Below are 21,655 nucleotides of genomic sequence, written 5' to 3'. Positions count from 1 at the left end.
CTCAAAAAGCAATAAGGTGTCGATTTTGAGTTGTTAAGTCATTCCATACGTTGTAAAAAAGATTTGACTTAAAGTTGTTAGAAATATATTGCTTAAAGTTATTAGAAATATTTGAAATTATGGGTGGTTGTCAAATAAACGCAATAATTATTAAAGTATCACCAGAGTCGTGTCAAGGGAAAATCTTGAAATTTTGCCATATCTTTTGGATATTTTACATCTGCTCAAAAGTAGTTTGCATCTTCCTTGACAGAGTCAAATTGACAAAAAGAGAAAAGAGTCAACTATTTTTTAAGGATGCTCCGATTTTTTATATTGAATTTTTGAGGTTAAAAAATATCAAAAAACGGTGTAAAAACGAGCAATCAGTAGATTATTAGAAAAAATGAGAAATATTCCCTTTTAAACGCTTAAAATTGAATTTGATATTGTAAACCCTCTCTGGTATTTTCTGCGGGTCTTTTGTGAGGGGAGTTTCTCTTCACAAATGGTGAAAGCCGATATAGCTCAGTAGGTAGAGCATCTCACTTGTAATGAGAATGTCCTCCGTTCGATTCGGGGTATCGGCTCCATAAAAAAAATCAGGTGGGGTTCCCGAGTGGTCAAAGGGATCAGACTGTAAATCTGACGGCTCAGCCTTCGGAGGTTCAAATCCTCCCCCCACCACCAAATAATGTTTCGTGTAGGAGACTCTGGAGAGCAGGGTCGTTTACTGCATAGAAAGCACAGCTTCAGATTCTGGGAAAGGTAACCTCGGACAGATGTTTCCATAAACCAGCCATCTTATGAGCGGGAGTAGCTCAGTTGGTAGAGCTTCAGCCTTCCAAGCTGAATGTCGCGAGTTCGAGCCTCGTCTCCCGCTCCACCTTTCTATGTGTAAATCCTTCTAAAATATGATTTTTTGATCTGCTATCAGAAAACTATTAACTTAAGATTCCCTGGTAAAAGATGATCTTTTGCTATTTTGCTAAAGGTCACTATTTTAGATGGGAACTTTAATCTTTTTTAAATCAGATCAATATTCTCTATATTTATTGTGCCCATGTAGCTCAGTAGGTAGAGCGCTTCCTTGGTAAGGAAGAGGTTCACCGGTTCGAATCCGGTCATGGGCTCCACATCTGTTCTGTATGATTCAATCTGGTTTTGGCGGCAGTGGCAGATGGATCTGTCATATCCGTTATGATGGATATATTTAGAAGAGAAGTTATCAGCTACTGGAAGAGAAATTTTCAAATACTGATTTATCAAGAGAGATTATTAGATATTGATTGATCAGAGTTTAGATACTGATTGATCAGAGCTTCATAATGGATTTATGATCAGAATTGTCAGAACGGATCAGAGTAGTCAGAACGGATTTATAAGGCTTCTATAAGGAGTTTCTATAAGGAGTGAGTATGCCCAGAGTAAATATTACCCTTGCCTGTACAGAGTGTAAGAGGAGAAATTATACGACAACAAAAAATAAACGTATAACTCCTGATAAGCTTGAGTTTGAGAAGTATTGCAGGTTTTGCAAAAAGCATGTGACGCACAAGGAAACAAAATAATCAGGTAAAAAAGTCTCTTTGATTTTTTGATAGATATGCAATGCAGGTCAGTAGCTCTAATTGGTAGAGCGCCGGACTCCAAATCCGGATGCTGGGGGTTCGAGTCCCTCCTGACCTGCCATTTTTTTATTTACTGTGAAAGTTGACATCCTTCACGTCTGGCTTTAAATACATGCATTAAGCACCTTCATGAATTAAGTACTTTTAATAGATGAATTAATCAGCTTGATGAATTAAGAAGCTTAAATACATGAATTAAGCAGTTGTATAACCAAACATGGCGGTTTGCCGCCACAATCGAAGTGTTGAAAGTCTTTTTTCAAATAGCCACTTGCGGAGACTTTCATACAAATTAATTTTGGGACTGATATGGCTAAACTGCAAAAAAAAAATCAAGCACCGAGAAGCTGAAGAAAAAAAGTGGTGAATCCTCTGAGGTGGCAGTTGATGGAGATGCTCAGGTATCAAATTCTTCTGTTGCTTCTGCTCAAAGTCTCCCGAAAAGTGTTTTTAAAAATGTAAAAACCATGACTGCTCAAACAGTTGTAGAGGGTGATCTGAACCTTTTTCAAAAAGCTGCGCAGTTTCTAAGAGAGGTGCAGGCAGAGCTCAGAAAAGTGACCTGGCCTAACCGAAAACAGACCGCAGGCTCTACTTTTGTTGTGATTATTATGGTGTTTATTGTTGCGGCATTTCTTGGTCTTGTCGATATCACCCTTTCAAAGCTTGTTCAACTTGTTCTTGCATAAAAAAAAGGGGGTGGAACTTGGGTCGTCGAAGATGGTATGTGGTACACGTCTATTCAGGATATGAACAGAGGGTGAAGCAGGCGCTTGAGGATGGTGTGTCTAAATCCAGATGTGCTGATAAGTTTGGCGAAATCCTTGTACCCACCGAGCATGTTGTTGAACTGGTTAATGGAAAAAAGCGTGAATCTTCAAGGAAGTTCTATCCTGGTTATATTCTTGTAAATATGGAATTGAATGACGAGACATGGCACATTGTCAACTCAACAGCTAAGGTAACAGGCTTTCTTGGTGGAAAAAACAGACCAGCACCAATAAGTGATGCTGAAGCAGCCGCAATAATCGAAAAAATGGAAATGGGTAAGACAAAACCCCAGCCAAAATTTTCATTTGAAGTTGGTGATGATGTCAGGGTTACAGACGGACCTTTTGCAAGTTTTACAGGAACGGTTGAAGAAGTTGTTCCTGAAAAAGGAAAAGTTAAGGTGCTTGTCAGTATTTTTGGGCGGGCAACACCGGTTGAACTTGATTTTGTACAAGTGACGAAAACCTGATTATCCCGTAAAAATCAGACTTCACTCTCTTTCAGATCTTGATAGGTAAACTCTGTTAAGGCTAAAAATAAATACTGAAATCAGGTTTTGATACAGGTTTACCATTTAAAGGTTTTGACTTTTTATAGCATATATGGCGGATATGCCGCCACAATCGAAAAATAGAAGTTTCTCTAAGTATTTTATAGGGTTGTTTCAGAAAAAAAACAGAAAATTTTCTGAAATCATCTTATCTTTTGAGGCTTTTAAATCAAAGCGTGTCAGGAGTAGAAAAAAGATGGCAAAAAAAGTGATGGCGCAGATTAAACTTCAGGTTGCAGCTGGTAAGGCCAACCCGTCTCCGCCCATAGGTCCGGCGTTAGGGCAGCATGGTGTTAATATTATGGACTTCTGTAAAGCGTTCAATGCGAGAACAGCAAATGATGTCGGATCTATTATTCCTGTTGTAATTACTGTTTTTCAGGACAGAACGTTCTCATTCATAACAAAAACCCCGCCTGCTTCAATGCTTCTTCGCAAGGCAGCAAATATTGATAAGGGTTCTGGAGTTCCTAATCGTCAGAAAGTGGGAAAGGTAACACATGCGCAGTTGGTGGATATAGCCAATATCAAGATGGAAGACTTGAATGCTGTTGATATTGATGCTGCTGTCAAAATTATTGAAGGAACTGCCAGAAGTATGGGTATCGAAGTTGTTTAATCCTTAAGGAGTGAGTGTAGAAAATGCCGAAGCATGGTAAAAAATATAAAGAAATAATTCAAAAGATCGACAGGCAGAAACGATATTCATTCACTGAAGCCCTGGAGATCTCACTCTCATCATCCTATGCAAAATTCGATGAAACTGTTGATATTGCTGTAAAACTTGGAGTTGATCCCCGACATGCAGACCAGATGGTTCGTGGAACGGTGGTGCTGCCTAATGGTTTAGGTAAGGATGTGAAGGTACTTGTTTTTGCAAAGGGCGAAAAAGAGAAAGAGGCCCTTGAAGCAGGTGCGGATTTCATAGCAGATGAAGAGACTGTTGAAAAAATCAAAAATGGATGGTTTGGCTTTGATAAAGCTGTTGCTACCCCTGATATGATGGGAACTGTTGGCAAGCTTGGCCGTATTCTCGGCCCAAGGGGGCTTATGCCCAATGCAAAGACCGGAACAGTAACTTTTGAGCTTGACAAAGCTGTGAAGGAGTTAAAAGCAGGTAAAATTGACTTCAGGGTTGAAAAAGCAGGTATTGTTCATGCTCCCCTTGGAAAGGCATCATTTGGTGTTGAGAAGCTGGAGGTCAATGCCAACGCTTTTATTGCAAGAATTCTTGCACTAAAGCCATCAACAAGCAAGGGAACATATGTTAAGTCTATTTCTGTATCCACCACAATGGGGCCTGGTATCAAGGTTGACCCTTCAATATTGAAATAGTCTTTTTGTTTGATTAAACCCTCATGGCCAAATAAGATTTCGGCCACCCCCGATCATGAAAACAGAATGTGTTTTCACGGGAAAGGCATGGTTCATTTCCCAGTTTACACTTTCCGGAGAGAAGATTCTGGGTAGCGGGAATCTCTCACAAAAAAGTGTAAAGTACGTTTGGAATCATATGAAGGATGCCTGATTTAAGATATTGAAACTTTGCTGTCAAAGACAGCAGGTGCACAAAGCGTGTGTAATTGGCGATGCCGGCCTGCCGAGACAGATATTTTGTTTTTTGCTTAGTTTGACCATAATGCTGTTAATTATATTATTCCAGATAAATCAGTTGCTGTAACCATTTGAAAAGCTTTTTGCTTTCATTTTGATTTAATGATACTTTTCTGGGCTTTACAATTACCTTGTATTCAGTCAGGTAATATTTTTAATAAATAAGCAATGGTTATAATTTCAAGTTGAAATCTCAAAATCTTATGTTTTGGCACTGTTGGCACCTCTGAAAATATAAATTTATTAGAAAGGAGGTGTATTTGAATTGAATCTGACGACAAAAAAAGAATTTGTTGAAAAGCTTAATTTAAGGCTCTCTGAGGTTGAAATTGCCTTGATTGTGGATTACAAAGGTCTCAATGTTGAAGAGATGACGCAATTGAGAAATGATCTCAGGAAAGAGGGCGCTCAACTTGAAGTTGTAAAAAATACTCTTTTGTCAATGGCATCTGAGGGTACGTCTGTCTCTGTTATAAAGGAATTTCTCAAGGGACCCAACGCCATTGTAACCTCTACGGAGGATCCTGTTGCGCCGGCAAAGGCTCTGGTAAAATTTGCTGAAGATAACAAAAAGATTGAAATTAAAGCTGGTGCAATGAATGGCAAAGTGCTTGCTGTTGAAGATATTAAAGCGCTTGCGAAAATGCCGCCCAAGGAAGTTCTTCTTGGTCAGTTGCTGTCAACCATGAATGCTGTACCGACATCCATGGTCAGGGTGCTGAGTGGGGTTCCAGGTGCATTCTTGAATGTACTGAATGCGGTCAAGGAACAGAAAGAGGCTGCATAAAAATTCGATATTTTATTATTTTTTTTAAAGGGACACACTCCCTTTATTGTTTTTATAAGGAGAAGAAATGGCTGATATAACAAAGGATGATGTAGTTGAGTTCATTGCTAACATGACAGTTCTGGAATTATCTGAGCTTGTCAAGGAGCTGGAAGAAAAATTTGGTGTTTCTGCTGCTGCACCTGTGGCAATGATGGCAGGTGTACCTGCTGCGGCTGGCGATGCTGCTGCAGCGGCTGAAGAACAGACTGAGTTTGATGTAATTCTTGAAACTGCCGGTGACAAAAAAATCTCAGTAATTAAAGAAGTTAGAGCTATTACCGGTCTTGGCCTTAAAGAGGCAAAAGCACTTGTTGACGAATGCCCCAAGCCAGTTAAAGAGGGTATTGCAAAAGAAGAAGCTGAAAAAATTAAAGAGCAGCTTGAAGGTGCGGGTGCACAGATCACTATTAAATAGTTATCTTCCTTGTAACTATTCATAAAAATTGGTAATTTTCACAAACATGATGCGGAGGCAAAGCCAAAGAGGCTTTGTCTCCGTTTTCACGGTTATAATAAACCAATATTTGGAGATACCATGACCGGGAGCCTCTTGGCACACAAGCGCATTAGAAAAGAGTTTGGAAGTAAAACAAAAGTTGTTGAAATCCCCGATCTTATCGGAATGCAGCGCACTTCCTTCGAACGTTTCCTTCAAAAAGAAGTCCTTCCCGAAGACAGAGAAGAGATAGGTATTCATTCTGTATTCAAATCTGTTTTTCCCATAAAAGATTTTACCGGCACATCCTCTCTTGAATATGTTTCCTATTCATTCGGAGAGATCAAGCACTCAATTGAAGAGTGTATAAGCAGGGGGATGACCTATGAAATTCCTTTAAACATACGAGTACGCCTGGTGGTCTATGAAGTGGATAAGGAGCTTGGGATCACTTCCATCAGGGATATCAAGGAGCAGGAGATTTACTTTGGTACCATTCCCCTTATGACCCGTCGAGGCACTTTTATTATCAACGGTACTGAACGCGCTGTTGTCAGTCAGCTTCACCGATCTTCAGGTGTGTTTTTTGACCATGACAGGGGAAAAAATCACTCCAGCGGAAAAATTATCTATACTGCTCGTATTATACCTGTCAGAGGATCCTGGATTGATATGGAGATCGATCCAAAGGATATCATATATATACGTATTGATCGAAGAAGAAAATTTCCAGTATCCATTCTTTTTAAGGCGTTTGGCTATACAACTGAAGATATTTTAACTCTTTTTTATAAAAAAGATCTTATTGTAAAAAAAGACGGCTCGTATTTTAAAAAATTCAATCCGGACAATCTTAAAAGACAGAGGGCAAGTTTTGATATTATTGACCCGGAAACCGGTGATGTGGCAGTAAAAAAAGGGCGCCTCTTTACAAAGAGGGCATTGAAACAGCTCCAGACTTCAGGTCTTGACTTTATTCCCATCAATAAAGATGAGCTCCATGACAAGGCTGTTGCTGAGTCAATTATTCATCCTCTCACAGAGGAGGTGATTCTGAAGGCAGGAGAGGAGATAACTCCTGAAAGCCTTGTAAGGATTGAAGATGCCGGTTTTGATACATTCAGAATTCTTTATGTTGATTCATACAGCTCTGACTCAATGAGAAAAACCCTTGCAATTGATAAGGTTGCCTCAAGAGTTGATGCCCTTCTTGAAATTTACAGGAGATTAAGGCCAGGAAACCCTGCAACCCCTGAAGTTGCACAGGAGTTTATTGATGGTCTCTTTTTCAAGCCTGCACAGTATGACCTTTCCAATGTCGGACGGCTGAAAATTAACCATCGTCTTGAGATCGATACCGATATTGAGGTTAAGATTCTAAGAAAGGAAGATATACTCTTAACTGCTGAAAAACTTATTCTGTTAAAGGATACCCAGGGCGCTGTTGATGACATAGATCATCTTGGCAACAGACGGGTAAGAGCAGTTGGAGAACTTCTGGAAAATCAGTATCGAATAGGCCTTGTGCGTATGGAAAGGGCTATTAAGGAGCGCATGAGCATGCAGGAAGTGGATGCCATGATGCCCCATGATCTTATTAATCCAAAGCCTGTCTCAGCAGTTGTCCGTGAGTTTTTTGGTACAAGCCAGTTGTCCCAGTTCATGGATCAGACAAACCCTCTTTCTGAAACAACCCATAAAAGACGTTTGAGTGCTCTTGGGCCTGGTGGATTGACAAGGGAGAGGGCAGGTTTTGAGGTAAGAGATGTTCATCCATCCCATTATGGCAGAATTTGCCCCATTGAAACGCCGGAAGGACCAAACATTGGCCTCATTGTATCACTTTGTACCTACGCCAGGGTCAATCGGTATGGATTTGTTGAAACACCGTACAGGGTTGCAAAAGATGGAGTTGTTTCAAAAGAGATCAAGCACCTTTCAGCGTTTGAGGAGAAAAAAGAGCATCCCATTGCCCAGGCCAATGCCCTTCTTGACAAGGATGGAGCTTTTGTCCGTGAAAATGTCTCCTGCCGTGTTGAAGGAGAGTTTGAGCTTGTGCCCAACAAAGAGATTCATTACATGGATGTCTCTCCAAACCAGCTTGTATCTGTTTCAGCATCCCTTATCCCTTTTCTGGAAAACGATGATGCCAACAGGGCATTGATGGGCTCCAACATGCAGCGTCAGGCCGTACCTTTAATTAAAGCCGAGGCTCCACTTGTAGGAACCGGCATAGAGGGTGTTGTTGCAAGGGATTCCGGTGTTGCCATAGTCGCTGACTATGACGGTGAAGTGGTTGATGTTGATGCAAAAAGAATAGTTGTTAAAAATATCACCGACGGAGTCACTGTTCCTGACAGGATTGTATCAATTTATACTGCATCTAAGTTTGTCCGCTCCAATCAGAATACATGTTTTAACCACCGCCCCATTGTACGTAAGGGAGAGATGGTTAAAAAGGGTGAGGTTATTGCTGATGGCCCCTCAACTGAAATGGGAGAACTTGCCCTTGGTAAAAATGTGACAGTTGCCTTTATGCCATGGGGTGGTTACAACTATGAGGATTCAATTCTTGTGAGTGAGCGCCTTGTTCAGGAAGGTGTCTATACTTCGGTTCACATTGAAGAGTTTGAGGTGGTTGCAAGGGATACCAAGCTTGGCAAGGAGGATATCACAAGAGATATCCCCAATGTTGGTGAGGATGCCCTTAAAGATCTTGATGACAGCGGAATTATCCGCCTTGGAGCAGAAGTAAAGCATGGGGATATACTTGTTGGAAAGGTAACCCCTAAAGGAGAGACCCAGCTTTCACCTGAAGAGAAGCTGCTTCGTGCAATTTTTGGTGAAAAAGCAGGAGATGTTAAAGACACTTCTCTGCGTGTTCCCCCCGGAGTTGAGGGGATCGTGATAAGTGCAAAGGTTTTTTCAAGGCGTGGTCTTCCCAAGGATGACAGAACCAGAATGATAGAGGATCTTGAGATAGAGACCCTTGAGAAGAACAGGGATGACGAGATAGCTATTATAACCGAGACCGCAAAAGAGCGTCTTGAAGAGCTTCTCTCAGGCGAGCTAACAGCAACTGTATTGAAAAAAAGCAAAACAGTTTTGCTTCCGGCAGGTACAGTAATCGGGCAAGGGGTGTTGATTCCTTTTTCCCTTTCAGAGTTGACAGGAATTACTGTCAATGATCCGGATAAAACAGATTTTGCCCATGAAATACTTGAAAAAGCTGAGGCTCAGATAAAAATTGCAAGGGATTATTTCAACAACCAGGTGTCCCGTTTTGAAAAAGGCGATGATCTACCTCCAGGTGTTCTGAAGATGATCAAGATCAATGTTGCCATGAAAAGAGTGCTTTCCGTTGGAGATAAGATGGCAGGCCGGCATGGTAATAAAGGTGTTGTTTCAAGAATATTGCCGGTTGAAGATCTTCCCTATTTTGAAGATGGCAGAACAGTTGACATGGTGCTTAACCCATTGGGTGTGCCTTCTCGTATGAATGTGGGACAGATACTTGAAATTCACCTTGGATGCGCAGCAAGGGGGCTTGGTCGTCAGATTGATGATCTTCTGGATGAGATGAAGTATGATGAGCTGCGTGATCGGCTTAAAAGAATTTTTACCACACCGCCGGTTAAACATAGAGATGAGGCCATAGAGGATAAGAAAAATTATGATTTCAAGGCACACTACAGCCTTGAATCACCCATGCCTGATTTGTTGCTTGAGTCCGAAAGGGAGTATGTGGATACTGTTGACAGTATGGATGACAGAAGCCTTGCTCAGTTTGCATCTTACTACAGAAATGGTGTGCATATGGCTACACCTGTTTTTGACGGTGCATCTGAAGAAGAGATCAAGGCATTGATTGAATTTGCAGGTCTTCACTCATCCGGCCAGTCAATTCTTTATGACGGAAGAACAGGCGAACCTTTTGACAAGCCAATAACGGTTGGCATAATGTATATGCTTAAACTTCATCATCTTGTTGATGATAAGCTTCATGCAAGATCCATAGGTCCATATTCACTTGTAACCCAGCAACCATTGGGTGGAAAGGCGCAGTTTGGTGGGCAGAGACTGGGTGAGATGGAGGTCTGGGCAATGGAGGCATATGGAGCTGCCCATGCACTTCAGGAGTTTATCACTGTTAAGTCCGATGATATGACAGGACGTACCAGGATGTATGAGAAGATAGTCAAGGGACAGAATGTCCTTGAGCCTGGAATGCCTGAGTCTTTCAGAGTCCTTACCAAGGAGCTTCAGAGTCTGGGGCTGGATATCAATCTTGTTGAAGAAGAGAAAAAATAAGGAGAAGATATTGGAAACCATATACGATTTCTTTGCCAAGCCAAAAGATCCCAAGATGTATAAAGGTGTCCAGATAGGCCTTGCTTCTTCTGATCAAGTCAGGGAGTGGTCCCATGGAGAAATAAGAAAACCTGAAACCATCAACTACAGAACATTTAAACCCGAGAGGGACGGCCTATTCTGTGCAAAAGTTTTTGGCCCAACCAAGGATTATGAGTGTAACTGTGGTAAGTATAAAAGGATGAAACACCGTGGAGTTATCTGTGAGAAGTGCGGTGTTGAGGTTATCCAATCCAAGGTAAGACGGGAGAGAATGGCACATATTGAGCTATCATGTCCTGTCTCCCACATCTGGTTCCTGAAAAGTCTTCCAAGCAAAATCGGCAATGTGCTGGATTTAACTTTAAAGGCTCTTGAAAAAGTACTCTACTTTGATTCCTATGTGGTAATAGATCCCGGTGAGACAACTTTGACTTCCCTTCAACTTCTTTCTGATGAAGGGTACCATGAGGCCATAGATGAGTTCGGGATTGATGCCTTCGAGGTTGGAATTGGGGCAGAGGCAATACTTAAACTTCTTGAAGATGTGGATCTTCAGGCTGTTTACGACATGTTGAGGGAGGAGATTTCAACCACAAAATCAGTTGCCAAAAGACAGAAGATGTCAAAGCGTCTTAAGGTGGTGGATGCCTTTCTTAATTCTGGATTAAGTCCTACCAATATGATCATGACTGCGATTCCTGTTTTGCCACCGGATTTAAGGCCGCTTGTTCCCCTTGAAGGTGGCAGGTTTGCAACCTCAGATCTTAATGATCTCTACAGAAGGGTAATTAACAGAAATAACAGATTGAAACGTCTTATTGATCTGAATGCTCCTGATATCATTGTAAGAAACGAAAAGAGAATGCTTCAGGAATCTGTGGATGTTCTGTTTGACAATGGCCGTCACGGCAGGGTTGTCACCGGAACAAATAAGCGCCCTCTTAAATCTTTAAGTGATACCCTTAAGGGAAAACAGGGCCGTTTCAGGCAGAACCTTCTTGGAAAACGTGTGGATTACTCGGGTCGTACGGTTATAACGGTGGGGCCTGATCTTCGTCTTCATCAGTGTGGTCTTCCCAAAAAAATGGCGCTGGAGCTTTTTAAGCCATTTATTTACAACTATCTTGAGCAGAAGGGGCTTGTATCCACAGTTAAAAGTGCCAAGAAAATGGTTGAAAGAGAAGAGGTTGAAGTGTGGGACGCCCTTGATCATGTGGTACGTGAGTATCCAATAATGCTCAACCGTGCACCAACCCTACATCGTCTTGGAATTCAGGCTTTTGAGCCGATTCTTATTGAGGGTAAGGCCATTCAGCTTCATCCCCTTGTGTGTCCTGCATTTAATGCTGATTTTGACGGGGACCAGATGGCCGTTCACGTTCCCCTCTCCCTTGAAGCAAGGCTTGAAGCCAGGGTGCTTATGCTTGCAAGCAACAATATTCTATCCCCTGCAAATGGACAGCCGGTGATTGTTCCAACACAGGATATTGTTCTTGGTATTTATTATATGACCCGTGGTGCTGACGGCAAGGCTGGTGAAGGGACTCTTTTTTCCAGTACGGCAGAGGTAAGATCTGCTTTTGATTCAGGAGAGCTGGATCTCCATGCAAAAATTAAGGTGAAAATTGATGGAAAGCTCTATGATACCACTACAGGTCGCATTCTATTGTGGGAAATCATTCCCGGAGATACTCTTCTTTCATTGACACGCCGTGCATTTGCCACAAAAGAAGATGCCCGCAAAGAGTTAGACAGATTGATATCAACAGACAGCGCTGCCGGCAGTGGTTCACAGGGTAAAAAAGAGTCCTCTGGAGATACATCTTCATCTGATTCACAGGCTAAAAAAGCATTTGATAAAAAAGCTGAAAAAGTTGGACTTCTTACCCGCAAGGAGTTCAGTAATCACTTCCAGGTCTCTGAAATCATAGCAAATCAGCTTTTTGAACTCAATGAGTCCCAGTACTCAGAAATAATTGAATCAAATGGTCAGTTTAATATATTCAGGGTGGATACCAGAAAGTCCTTTATTCCTTTCAATCTTGTCAATCGCCTGATGGACAAATCTTCTGTAAGGGGCCTTGTTGATTATGCTTACAGAAATATTGGTCTTAAAGAGACTGTCATTCTGGCAGACAGGCTTAAGGATATAGGATATAAGTATTCAACGCTTGGTGGTCTTTCCATTTGTATTGATGACATGATCATTCCTGAAGGCAAATGGGATATAATAAGGAAGGCTGAAGAGAATGTGCAGGATATTAAACAGCAGTACTCTGAAGGTTTGATAACCCAGGGTGAAAAGTACAACAAGGTTGTTGATATCTGGGCAAAAAGCACTGACGATATTGCAGATGCTATGATGGCTGTCATGAAAAATCCAGGTGGCCCTGATTCAAAGGAAGATATTCTTAACGCTGTTTATATGATGGCGGATTCCGGAGCCAGGGGCAGCAAGGATCAGATGCGTCAGCTTGCCGGTATGCGCGGACTTATGGCAAAGCCGTCAGGCGAGATCATCGAAAACCCCATTACCGCCTGTTTCAGAGAAGGTTTGACAGTTTTGCAGTACTTTATATCAACGCATGGCGCCAGAAAAGGACTTGCTGATACTGCACTTAAAACTGCAAACTCAGGCTATCTTACACGCCGCCTTGCAGATGTTGCCCAGGATTGTGCTGTTGTTGAGGACGACTGCGGCACGCTTATGGGTGTGGATGTGGAATCCCTTCTTGAAGGTGGAGAGGTTATCCAGAGTCTTGGTGAGAGAATTCTTGGCAGGGTTGTACAGGCAGATGTCATTGACCCTTATAAAAATGAGGTGATTGTAAAAAAGGGGGTTGAACTTGATGAGAAGATTGTCGAGAAGATTGAAAGTGCTGGTGTGACAACTGTAAGGATTCGATCTGTTCTGACCTGCAAGTCAATAAATGGTGTCTGTGCTAAATGTTATGGACGGGATCTTGCCCATGGCCAGACAGTTGAAATAGGCCAGGCAATCGGCATTATGGCTGCCCAGTCAATTGGTGAGCCAGGAACCCAGCTTACCATGAGAACCTTCCATATTGGAGGAACTGCCAGCAGAAAGGTTGAGGTCGCTGAAATCAAGGCCAGGGTTGCAGGTATTGCAAAATTTAATGAAAACCTCAATATAGTTATAAGGGCAGATGGCGAACAGATAGTAATGAACCGCAAAGGCGGCGGTTTTACCATTGTTGGCCCTGAAGGGCGTGAGAGGGCAAAAGAGGAAGTAATATATGGTGCAACCCTTCTTGTAAAGGATGGGCAGCATGTGGATGTTGGAGATGTTCTTGCCACATGGGATCCATTTACAACTCCAATTATTACAGAGGTTAGCGGCAGGATCAAATATACAGACATTGAGGTTGGAAGCACTGTTCAGGAGCAGATGGACCCTGTAACCGGAAAATCAAGCCTGACAATTATAGATGCAAAATCTTCTGATATTCGTCCCCAGATTACAATCAAGGATAAAGACGGTAAAGGTGTCAAACTTCCAGGTGCAACTCAGGTTGTGCGATACTTTCTGCCGGTTAACGCCATTTTGATGAAGTCTGAAGAGGAAGATGTCATGGCAGGTGATGTTATTGCCAAGCTTCCGAGGGCCACAACCAAGACAAAAGATATCACAGGTGGTCTTCCAAGGGTTGCCGAGCTTTTTGAGGTTCGTAAACCTAAAGAGCCCACTGTTCTTTCAGAAATTGACGGATATGTAGCTGTTGCCAAGGGCACCAAAGGAAAACAGAAAGTGACAGTTACCCCCACGGATATTGGAGATAAAAAAGAGTATCTGATTCCAAAGGGACGTCACCTGAGCGTTTATGACGGTGACTATGTCAAAGCTGGAGAGCCTCTGATAGGTGGTAGTGCAAATCCCCAGGATATTCTAAATATCAAGGGGGAAGTTGCACTTGCACGTTACCTTGTGGATGAGGTTCAGGAGGTTTACAGGCTTCAGGGTGTAAGAATCAATGACAAGCACATCGAGGTCATCATAAGTCAAATGATGAGGCGTGTAAAAGTTATTGATGTGGGAGATACCAAGTTTATCCCTGATGAGCAGGTGGATCGTGTAAAATTTGCCGAGGAAAACCGCCAGGTTGTCATGAAGGGTGGTGAACCTGCACGTGGAGAGCCGTTGATTCTTGGTATAACCAAGGCATCCCTTGCCACGGACAGCTTTATTTCTGCTGCTTCGTTTCAGGAGACAACCAAGGTTTTGACTGAGGCAAGTATTCAGGGGCGCTATGATGATTTAAGAGGTCTTAAGGAAAATGTTATCATGGGACGCCTTATACCAGCAGGAACAGGTTTCCCTGCATACAAAAATATAAGCATTGACGCTGTAGATGCACGTTAAACAGTTTATCTGCGGACAAATTTGATGCCCCAGTAAAAAGTCAGAGTCTCCAAAATCACTATTAATGATTTCAACATGTTACAGCCTGAAAAATGCTGAAATCGGACTTTTTACGAGTTCATCAAATTTAAATCAGACAAATCTAAATGGCCCCGTGCTTTGCTTTAGAAGGTAGGGTCAGGATAACAAAAGGCTTGACAAAATGGGTGGAACTATATAATACTCCACCATTTTGTCGCATATGAAAAATCGAAACAGGTCGTTAAGGAGTTTTTAAAGGTATGCCTACCATTAATCAATTGGTAAGAAAAGGACGGGTAAAGGTTGAAAAGAAACAGGGAACCCCAGCTTTAAAGGGCGGCCCCCAGAAAAGAGGGGTTTGTACCAGGGTCTATACCTCAACCCCGAAAAAACCTAACTCGGCACTTAGAAAAGTAGCAAGGGTGAGATTGACCACAGGCATGGAAGTGGCTGCCTATATTCCGGGAATGGGACACAACCTTCAGGAGCACTCTGTGGTACTTGTCAGGGGTGGAAGAGTAAAAGACCTTCCCGGTGTGCGATACCATATCGTAAGAGGAACGCTGGATACCTTAGGTGTTGAGGATAGAAAGCAGGGTAGATCAAAGTATGGCGCCAAGCGTCCTAAATAGTAAAATTGTTGACTGAACCCTGCGCAGCATGGACGGTTTTTGTCTTTGAATTGTGTTGAGAGTTTGAAGGATTTGGTGGATATATGGCAAGAAAGAAGATTGTATCAGGGCATCTGCAAAAAAATGCAGGGCAGAATAATCATCTTGTGACGAAATTTGTAAACTGCGTAATGAAAGATGGAAAGAAAAGTGTTGCGCAGAGGGTTTTCAATGATGCGCTGGTGCTGGTTGAAAATAAAATCGGGGAACCACCCATTGACGTGTTTGAAAAGGCAATTCACAATATCAAACCTTCAGTGGAGGTAAAATCGCGTCGTGTAGGTGGATCAACCTATCAGGTTCCCACTGAGATCAAGCCTTCTCGGCAGGCTGCGCTTGCAATTCGCTGGCTGCTTAAGTTCAGCAGGGGACGATCTGAAAAAGGGATGGCCAATAAACTGGCTGCTGAGTTGATGGATGCCTACAATGAGCGTGGCGGAGCTGTCAAGAAAAAGGAAGATACCCATAAGATGGCAGAGGCCAACAAGGCTTTTGCGCACTTCAGGTGGTAAATAAAATATTGTTTTTTTAAGTCCTGTAAACATATTTCAGGGAGGAATTTTTAAAATGGCAAAAGAGAAATTTCAAAGAACCAAACCACATGTTAATATCGGAACTATTGGACATATTGACCATGGAAAAACCACATTGACAGCCGCCATAACCAAACATGCTGCAATGTTGGGTCATGGTACTTATGTCCCCTTTGATGAAATTGACAAGGCTCCTGAAGAGCGCGAACGTGGTATAACCATTGCTACAGCTCATGTTGAATATGAAACTGCCGCACGTCACTATGCCCATGTGGATTGCCCGGGCCATGCTGATTATATCAAGAACATGATTACCGGTGCCGCACAGATGGACGGAGCAATTCTTGTTGTAAGTGCTGATGACGGCCCTATGCCACAGACCCGTGAGCATATTCTGCTTGCCCGTCAGGTTGGCGTTCCTTCAATTGTTGTGTTTTTGAATAAATGCGATATGGTTGATGACGAAGAGCTTATTGAGCTTGTTGAGATGGAGCTGCAAGAGCTGCTTGACAAGTATGAGTTCCCAGGAGAAAGTACACCAATTATCCGCGGTTCTGCTCTTAAAGCTCTTGAGTGTGATGAAGTGGGCGGAGAGGATGCAAAGTGTATTGAAGAGCTTCTGAATGTTCTTGATTCATATGTTGAGGAGCCTCAGAGGGATATGGATAAGGACTTCCTTATGCCTATTGAGGATGTTTTCAGTATCTCAGGACGTGGAACTGTTGTAACTGGCAGAATTGAGCGCGGTATTATTAAGACCGGTGATGAAGTTGAGCTTGTAGGTATCAGAGAGACATCAAAAACAACCTGTACAGGTGTTGAGATGTTCAGAAAGCTTCTTGATGAAGGTCAGGCTGGTGATAATGTTGGTCTTCTTCTCAGAGGAACTAAAAGAGATGCTGTTGAAAGGGGACAGGTTGTTGCAAAACCCGGTAGCATTACACCTCATACTAAGTTCAAAGCTGAAATCTACTGTCTCAGTAAAGAGGAAGGCGGACGTCATACACCTTTCTTCAGTGGATACAGACCTCAGTTTTTCTTCAGAACCACTGATGTTACAGGTATCCTGAGCCTTGCAGAGGGAGTGGAAATGATAATGCCTGGTGATAATGCAAGTATTACAGCAGAGCTTATTGCTCCGATTGCAATGGAAAAAGAGCTTCGTTTTGCAATTAGAGAAGGCGGACGTACCGTTGGTGCTGGTGTTATTGGCGAAATAATAGAATAAGCATTAGATATAAGGCTGTTATGATAAAAACAAAAATCAGGATCAGGCTCAAAGCATATGATCACAAACTTCTTGACCAGTCCTCAATGGATATTGTGGATACTGCAAGGAAGACCGGTGCAAAGGTGGTGGGGCCAATTCCATTGCCCACAAGGATCAATAAATTCTGCGTTCTCAGATCGCCCCATGTGAACAAAAAATCCCGTGAGCAGTTTGAAATCAGAACACATAAACGACTGATGGATATACTTGAGCCAACCCAGCAGACAGTCGATGCTCTTATGAAACTTGATCTATCACCAGGTGTTGATGTTCAGATAAAACTTTAACCCAAATTATGATATGACGCCTTGAGGATATGACTAAATTGTCATATTACAAAGGGATTAATGCTTATACCCTGAAAAAATCCCATATCATTTTCATGATCGGGGTGTGGCCGGAGTACGGCCATTAAATTAAGGTTTAGTAACCATCGGGGGGCTTGATTCTACTGTTAAAAGGATATGATATTTAATCTTCTTTCAGGCAGAGAGCAGGATTTAAACATGTGTAATGGAATTTTAGGGAAAAAAATAGGGATGACCAATGTCTTTTCACCTGACGGGCGTCTGGTTCCGGTAACTGTGGTGCAGGCTGGTCCCTGTTATGTAACCCAGATAAAATCTGAAAAAAATGAGGGCTATAATGCTCTGCAGCTTGGATTTGGCGAAAAACCACTTTCAAAAGTGAACAGACCCTCTGCGGGACATTTTTCAAAGAGCGGCTCAACGGCTTTTACAACTCTCAAGGAGTTTCATGTGGAAAATCTTGAGGGCTATGAGCTTGGTCAGCCTCTCAGGATTGATATGTTCAAAGTTGGGGAAAAAGTCTCTGTATCCGGAATCTCAAAAGGGCGTGGCTTTGCAGGTACTGTAAAAAGGCACGGCTTTTCAAGGGGACCGGAAACCCATGGTTGCCGTAATCACAGAAAGCCTGGTTCCGTAGGTTGCAGTGCCTGGCCTGCAAGGATTGTAAAAGGCAAAAAGATGCCTGGACATATGGGTGTTGACCGTAAAACGGTTAAGAATCTTGAAATCATAGATATCAGGCCGGAGCAGAATCTTTTGTTGATTAAAGGTCCTGTGCCTGGTCCAAAAACCGGAATCCTTGAAATTGTCAGGACAGGCCGGAAGTAAAAAATGATGGCATTGCTTCATGCTGATGTTGGTTTTTTTTAAACAGGTTCTGTTTAGGGCATAAAAAACTTATAACAGAATTTTTAAAACGCATGGAGAATGCCGTATTTTTTTAAATTTTTATGACTACGACTGTGGGTATTGCAAAAGATTTCGCAGTGATGCATGGTCGTTATTTTTTTTGATGAGGAATTTATGGCTGCTGTAGATGTTTTGAACAGGTCAGGTGAAAAAGTTTCAGAAGTGGAACTTCCTGATGAAATATTCAGCATTCCTGTTAAGAAAAGTGTGCTGCATGAGGTTGTTAGGATGCAGCTTGCTTCAAGGCGCTCTGGAACCGCTGTTGTCAGAGGGAGATCAGACGTCGCAGGAAGTACAAGAAAGTTGTACAGACAGAAGGGAACGGGAAATGCGCGTCCCGGTAGTATTAAATCTCCCCTTCGCAGAGGTGGTGGAGTTGTTTTTGGCCCATCCCAGAGATCCTATGCCTTTAAGGTAAACAAGAAGGTCAGAAAACTTGCCATGAAGATGGCATTGAGTTCAAAGCTTTCCAGTAACGAACTTTTTGTTATTGATACGTTTGGGCTAACTCAGATTAAAACACGTGAAGTTGTGAATGTGGTTCAAAATCTGGGTCTTAAAAATGTTCTTGTTGTGACGAGTGAGGATGATGTAAATCTCTTTCTCTCCTCCAGAAATATCTCCGATCTCAAGGTTTTGAAGGTTGATGGGCTTAATGTGTATGATATTTTGAAATATGACAATCTGCTTATTATTGAGTCCTCCATTCCTACAATCAAAGGGAGGCTTGTTTAAAAGATGATTGAATATGATATCATAAGACGGCCTGTGCAAAGCGAAAAGTCTGTTGTGCTGAAGGAAAAATTTAATCAGTTGACATTTGAAGTTGCACCTGATGCTAACCGGGTGGAAATAAAAAATGCAGTAGAAAAAATATTCAATGCCAAGGTCAGGTCAGTTAGAACAGTGCGTGTTAAGGGTAAAGTGAAGCGTCGTGGCCGTATTCTCGGAAAGAGGCGTGACTGGAAGAAGGCAATTGTAAGGTTGATGCCCGGGCAGAGAATTGATTTTTTTGAAGGTGTGTAAGGGGACAGGAAAATGGCAATAAAAAAGACAAAGCCCACATCACCCGGAAGAAGAGCGCAGGAATATTTTACCTTTGATGAAATCACAAAGACAAAGCCTGAAAAGAGCCTTCTGAAAAAAATAAAAAAGACGGGTGGAAGGAATTCGTACGGAAGAGTGACTGCACGCCATAGAGGTGGCGGAGCCAGAAAGCAATATAGAATAATAGATTTCAAGCGGGATAAGGATGGTATTCCGGCAAAGGTTACAGCCATTGAGTATGATCCTAATAGAAGCGCGCGTATAGCATTGCTTGTATATGCTGATGGTGAAAAGAGATATATCCTGGCTCCAAGAGATATTGCAGTTGGGGATACCATTGAGACAGGTCCCCAGTCTGATATTAAGCCTGGTAACTGCCTTCCACTGGAGAATATTCCCCTTGGAACCCGTATTCATAATGTTGAACTCAAACAGAACAAAGGCGGTCAGATTGTCAGAAGTGCAGGAACATTTGCACGTTTGATGGCAAAAGAGGGCACTTATGCTCAGGTACTGTTGCCTTCCGGTGAAGTTCGTATGGTTCATATTAAGTGCAAAGCAACTGTTGGTCGGGTTGGAAATGAAAAACATGGCGACCTGAAGTTAGGTAAAGCAGGCCGTTCCAGATGGCTTGGCAGGCGTCCATCAGTCAGAGGCGTTGCAATGAACCCTGTTGATCATCCCATGGGTGGTGGTGAAGGCAGATCTTCCGGAGGCAGGCAGCCCTGTTCTCCATGGGGTACTCCCTCCAAGGGATACAGAACCCGCAAAAACAAGAGATCTGATCAGTACATCGTAAAAAGAAGAGCTAAGAGAAAATAGATAGGTGATCTGATATGCCGAGGTCGTTAAAAAAGGGCCCATATATAGCCCCTGAACTTTTAAAGAAAGTCATTACAGCCCAGGAGAGTAAAAGTCATCAGGTAATTAAAACCTGGTCCCGCAGATCAACTATTTTTCCGGAAATGGTTGGAATGACTCTTGCTGTACATAATGGAAAAAAATTTATACCTGTCTTTGTTACTGAAAACATGGTGGGTCACAAGTTGGGAGAGTTCTCTCCTACCAGGACTTTTTATGGCCATGCTGGTGACAAAAAATCAAAAATGAAAAGATAGGCTGACAGGTCAAAGAATTCCCCTGCCGCACTGGGGTACAGCTCTCGTCACTCATAGTTTTTTTTATTTAATACAATATATTATCAGACAACAGTGTCATAGTGTCTATGTTGTATAAAAAAACGGGATTGTGCAAACTTTTGAACAGATAGAGCCTGTTAGCCCATTCAGTGCCGGGGAACTCTTTTATATGTAAAGGATTTGGAAATGGAAGAAGTTAAAGCGGTCACAAAGTATGTGCGTATATCACCGTTTAAACTGCGTTCGCCTGTTGAGGCTGTTAAAGGTAAAAGAGTTGAGGAAGCGCTCAATCTTCTGAAATTCATGCCCCTGAAAGCAGCCGGTATAATATCGAAGACATTAAAGTCGGCAGTTGCCAATGCAGAGCATAACAATGAGATGGATATAGATACTCTTATTGTTAAAAATATTGTTGTTGATCAGGGTCCCTCCTTGAAAAGATTCAGGGCCAGAGCCAGGGGCAGAGGTGCAAGGATTCTGAAAAGAACCAGCCACATAACAGTCACAGTCGCTGAAACGGTCTAAATAAGGAGGGAAAGGCTTGGGCCAAAAAGTAAATCCAATTGGATTAAGATTAGGAATAATAGGAACATGGGACTCCAGATGGTATGCTGATAAGGAGTATGCCGGTTTCGTGTATGAGGATTATAAAATACGTAAGTTTTTGAAAAAAAAGCTATATCATGCTGGTATTTCAAAAATTGAGATTGAACGTTTCTCTAAGCGTATCAGGGTAAGGGTTTTTGCTGCAAGGCCGGGGATTATAATCGGCAAAAAGGGCTCTGAGATTGCCCTTTTGAAGCAGGAGCTTGAAAAAATGGTTTCCCCTGAAGTTCTCATTGATATCAAGGAAGTCAGAAGGCCGGAAACCGATGCACAGCTTGTTGCTGAGAACATTGCACTCCAGCTTGAACGCAGAATCGCCTTTAGAAGAGCCATGAAAAGAAGTGTTACTTCTGCCATGAGGTTTGGAGCTCAAGGTATCAAAATTATATGTTCAGGCAGGTTAGGTGGTGCTGAAATGGCCAGAACTGAATGGTATAAAGAGGGGCGAATTCCACTTCATACTTTAAGAGCTGATGTAGAATATGGTTTTATTGAAGCTCAGACAACTTACGGTACTATTGGTATTAAAGTGTTTGTTTTTAAAGGCGAAGTGCTTAATGCTGATCAGAAAGTAACAGCTTAAACTATGGGCTGGTTAGGAGATATA

20 protein-coding genes and 5 tRNA genes are annotated in these 21,655 nt (G+C 42.3%); all 25 read left to right on the top strand.

Going from position 1 to position 21,655, the window contains the following annotated elements; all coding sequences use genetic code 11:
* Positions 1 to 496 precede the first annotated feature (496 nt).
* The 25 genes from MTBBW1_RS13205 (at position 497) to rpsC (ending at position 21,631) form a co-directional block, all read left to right on the top strand.
* Positions 497 to 572 (top strand) — tRNA-Thr (locus tag MTBBW1_RS13205).
* Between the two features lie 12 nt (positions 573 to 584).
* Positions 585 to 669, top strand: a tRNA-Tyr gene (locus MTBBW1_RS13200).
* Between the two features lie 120 nt (positions 670 to 789).
* Positions 790 to 865 (top strand) — tRNA-Gly (locus MTBBW1_RS13195).
* A 173-nt stretch (positions 866 to 1,038) separates the two neighbouring features.
* Positions 1,039 to 1,115 (top strand) — tRNA-Thr (locus MTBBW1_RS13190).
* Between the two features lie 282 nt (positions 1,116 to 1,397).
* Positions 1,398 to 1,550, top strand: a complete 153-nt coding sequence (gene rpmG / locus MTBBW1_RS13185; protein WP_080804248.1) for a 50S ribosomal protein L33 — start codon at positions 1,398 to 1,400, stop codon at positions 1,548 to 1,550.
* 44 nt (positions 1,551 to 1,594) lie between these two features.
* Positions 1,595 to 1,671: transfer RNA gene (locus MTBBW1_RS13180), tRNA-Trp, on the top strand.
* A gap of 316 nt (positions 1,672 to 1,987) precedes the next feature.
* Positions 1,988 to 2,299 (top strand): preprotein translocase subunit SecE, encoded by a 312-nt coding sequence (secE, locus tag MTBBW1_RS13175; protein WP_245809374.1) that lies wholly within the window; start codon positions 1,988 to 1,990, stop codon positions 2,297 to 2,299.
* A gap of 17 nt (positions 2,300 to 2,316) precedes the next feature.
* Positions 2,317 to 2,850: a transcription termination/antitermination protein NusG gene (nusG, locus tag MTBBW1_RS13170; RefSeq protein WP_080804247.1), complete on the top strand. Its 534-nt coding sequence runs from the start codon at positions 2,317 to 2,319 to the stop codon at positions 2,848 to 2,850.
* A 277-nt stretch (positions 2,851 to 3,127) separates the two neighbouring features.
* A complete protein-coding gene (gene rplK / locus MTBBW1_RS13165; protein WP_080804246.1) occupies positions 3,128 to 3,550 on the top strand; it encodes a 50S ribosomal protein L11 in 423 nt (140 codons plus the stop codon).
* Positions 3,551 to 3,573: 23 nt separating this feature from the next.
* Positions 3,574 to 4,266: a 50S ribosomal protein L1 gene (rplA, locus tag MTBBW1_RS13160; RefSeq protein ID WP_080804245.1), complete on the top strand. Its 693-nt coding sequence runs from the start codon at positions 3,574 to 3,576 to the stop codon at positions 4,264 to 4,266.
* Positions 4,267 to 4,810: 544 nt separating this feature from the next.
* A complete protein-coding gene (gene rplJ / locus MTBBW1_RS13155; protein WP_080804244.1) occupies positions 4,811 to 5,332 on the top strand; it encodes a 50S ribosomal protein L10 in 522 nt (173 codons plus the stop codon).
* Between the two features lie 67 nt (positions 5,333 to 5,399).
* Positions 5,400 to 5,789: a 50S ribosomal protein L7/L12 gene (gene rplL, locus MTBBW1_RS13150; protein ID WP_080804243.1), complete on the top strand. Its 390-nt coding sequence runs from the start codon at positions 5,400 to 5,402 to the stop codon at positions 5,787 to 5,789.
* Between the two features lie 120 nt (positions 5,790 to 5,909).
* Positions 5,910 to 10,121, top strand: a complete 4,212-nt coding sequence (gene rpoB / locus MTBBW1_RS13145; protein WP_080804242.1) for a DNA-directed RNA polymerase subunit beta — start codon at positions 5,910 to 5,912, stop codon at positions 10,119 to 10,121.
* A 10-nt stretch (positions 10,122 to 10,131) separates the two neighbouring features.
* Positions 10,132 to 14,544 carry a DNA-directed RNA polymerase subunit beta' gene (rpoC, locus tag MTBBW1_RS13140; RefSeq protein ID WP_080804406.1) on the top strand — a complete coding sequence of 1,471 codons (4,413 nt, stop codon included), beginning with the start codon at positions 10,132 to 10,134 and terminating at the stop codon, positions 14,542 to 14,544.
* Between the two features lie 281 nt (positions 14,545 to 14,825).
* Positions 14,826 to 15,197 carry a 30S ribosomal protein S12 gene (gene rpsL / locus MTBBW1_RS13135; protein ID WP_080804241.1) on the top strand — a complete coding sequence of 124 codons (372 nt, stop codon included), beginning with the start codon at positions 14,826 to 14,828 and terminating at the stop codon, positions 15,195 to 15,197.
* A gap of 83 nt (positions 15,198 to 15,280) precedes the next feature.
* Positions 15,281 to 15,748, top strand: coding sequence for a 30S ribosomal protein S7 (rpsG, locus tag MTBBW1_RS13130; protein WP_080804240.1), 468 nt, complete (start codon positions 15,281 to 15,283; stop codon positions 15,746 to 15,748).
* A 55-nt stretch (positions 15,749 to 15,803) separates the two neighbouring features.
* On the top strand, positions 15,804 to 16,997 hold the full coding sequence (tuf, locus tag MTBBW1_RS13125; protein ID WP_080804239.1) for an elongation factor Tu: 1,194 nt from the start codon (positions 15,804 to 15,806) through the stop codon (positions 16,995 to 16,997).
* Positions 16,998 to 17,017: 20 nt separating this feature from the next.
* Positions 17,018 to 17,326, top strand: a complete 309-nt coding sequence (rpsJ, locus tag MTBBW1_RS13120; RefSeq protein ID WP_080804238.1) for a 30S ribosomal protein S10 — start codon at positions 17,018 to 17,020, stop codon at positions 17,324 to 17,326.
* Between the two features lie 219 nt (positions 17,327 to 17,545).
* Entirely contained in the window at positions 17,546 to 18,175 is a 630-nt protein-coding gene (gene rplC, locus MTBBW1_RS13115; protein WP_080804405.1) for a 50S ribosomal protein L3, read from the top strand.
* Positions 18,176 to 18,370: 195 nt separating this feature from the next.
* Positions 18,371 to 18,991 carry a 50S ribosomal protein L4 gene (gene rplD, locus MTBBW1_RS13110; protein ID WP_080804404.1) on the top strand — a complete coding sequence of 207 codons (621 nt, stop codon included), beginning with the start codon at positions 18,371 to 18,373 and terminating at the stop codon, positions 18,989 to 18,991.
* A 3-nt stretch (positions 18,992 to 18,994) separates the two neighbouring features.
* Positions 18,995 to 19,282 carry a 50S ribosomal protein L23 gene (gene rplW / locus MTBBW1_RS13105; RefSeq protein WP_080804237.1) on the top strand — a complete coding sequence of 96 codons (288 nt, stop codon included), beginning with the start codon at positions 18,995 to 18,997 and terminating at the stop codon, positions 19,280 to 19,282.
* A gap of 12 nt (positions 19,283 to 19,294) precedes the next feature.
* Complete coding sequence (gene rplB / locus MTBBW1_RS13100) at positions 19,295 to 20,125, top strand: 50S ribosomal protein L2 (protein WP_080804236.1); 831 nt, start codon at positions 19,295 to 19,297, stop codon at positions 20,123 to 20,125.
* A gap of 14 nt (positions 20,126 to 20,139) precedes the next feature.
* Positions 20,140 to 20,421: a 30S ribosomal protein S19 gene (gene rpsS / locus MTBBW1_RS13095; RefSeq protein WP_080804235.1), complete on the top strand. Its 282-nt coding sequence runs from the start codon at positions 20,140 to 20,142 to the stop codon at positions 20,419 to 20,421.
* Positions 20,422 to 20,628: 207 nt separating this feature from the next.
* On the top strand, positions 20,629 to 20,967 hold the full coding sequence (gene rplV / locus MTBBW1_RS13090; protein ID WP_080804234.1) for a 50S ribosomal protein L22: 339 nt from the start codon (positions 20,629 to 20,631) through the stop codon (positions 20,965 to 20,967).
* Between the two features lie 16 nt (positions 20,968 to 20,983).
* Positions 20,984 to 21,631: a 30S ribosomal protein S3 gene (gene rpsC, locus MTBBW1_RS13085; protein ID WP_080804233.1), complete on the top strand. Its 648-nt coding sequence runs from the start codon at positions 20,984 to 20,986 to the stop codon at positions 21,629 to 21,631.
* The last annotated feature ends 24 nt before the right edge of the window (positions 21,632 to 21,655 follow it).

It is taken from the genome of Desulfamplus magnetovallimortis, assembly GCF_900170035.1.
Taxonomy (GTDB): domain Bacteria; phylum Desulfobacterota; class Desulfobacteria; order Desulfobacterales; family Desulfobacteraceae; genus Desulfamplus; species Desulfamplus magnetovallimortis.
This window is presented reverse-complemented; position numbering and strand designations above follow the sequence as displayed.

What these genes read in the sequence shown, in the direction of transcription:
- rpoB (WP_080804242.1), top strand. Translation starts at nt 5,910, where the DNA reads ATGACCGGGAGCCTCTTGGCACACAAGCGCATTAGAAAAGAGTTTGGA.
- rpsL (WP_080804241.1), top strand. Translation starts at nt 14,826, where the DNA reads ATGCCTACCATTAATCAATTGGTAAGAAAAGGACGGGTAAAGGTTGAA.
- rplA (WP_080804245.1), top strand. Translation starts at nt 3,574, where the DNA reads ATGCCGAAGCATGGTAAAAAATATAAAGAAATAATTCAAAAGATCGAC.
- tuf (WP_080804239.1), top strand. Translation starts at nt 15,804, where the DNA reads ATGGCAAAAGAGAAATTTCAAAGAACCAAACCACATGTTAATATCGGA.
- rplV (WP_080804234.1), top strand. Translation starts at nt 20,629, where the DNA reads ATGGAAGAAGTTAAAGCGGTCACAAAGTATGTGCGTATATCACCGTTT.
- rplD (WP_080804404.1), top strand. Translation starts at nt 18,371, where the DNA reads ATGGCTGCTGTAGATGTTTTGAACAGGTCAGGTGAAAAAGTTTCAGAA.
- rpsS (WP_080804235.1), top strand. Translation starts at nt 20,140, where the DNA reads ATGCCGAGGTCGTTAAAAAAGGGCCCATATATAGCCCCTGAACTTTTA.
- rpsG (WP_080804240.1), top strand. Translation starts at nt 15,281, where the DNA reads ATGGCAAGAAAGAAGATTGTATCAGGGCATCTGCAAAAAAATGCAGGG.
- rplL (WP_080804243.1), top strand. Translation starts at nt 5,400, where the DNA reads ATGGCTGATATAACAAAGGATGATGTAGTTGAGTTCATTGCTAACATG.
- rpsJ (WP_080804238.1), top strand. Translation starts at nt 17,018, where the DNA reads ATGATAAAAACAAAAATCAGGATCAGGCTCAAAGCATATGATCACAAA.
- rplK (WP_080804246.1), top strand. Translation starts at nt 3,128, where the DNA reads ATGGCAAAAAAAGTGATGGCGCAGATTAAACTTCAGGTTGCAGCTGGT.
- rplW (WP_080804237.1), top strand. Translation starts at nt 18,995, where the DNA reads ATGATTGAATATGATATCATAAGACGGCCTGTGCAAAGCGAAAAGTCT.
- rplB (WP_080804236.1), top strand. Translation starts at nt 19,295, where the DNA reads ATGGCAATAAAAAAGACAAAGCCCACATCACCCGGAAGAAGAGCGCAG.
- rplC (WP_080804405.1), top strand. Translation starts at nt 17,546, where the DNA reads ATGTGTAATGGAATTTTAGGGAAAAAAATAGGGATGACCAATGTCTTT.
- rpmG (WP_080804248.1), top strand. Translation starts at nt 1,398, where the DNA reads ATGCCCAGAGTAAATATTACCCTTGCCTGTACAGAGTGTAAGAGGAGA.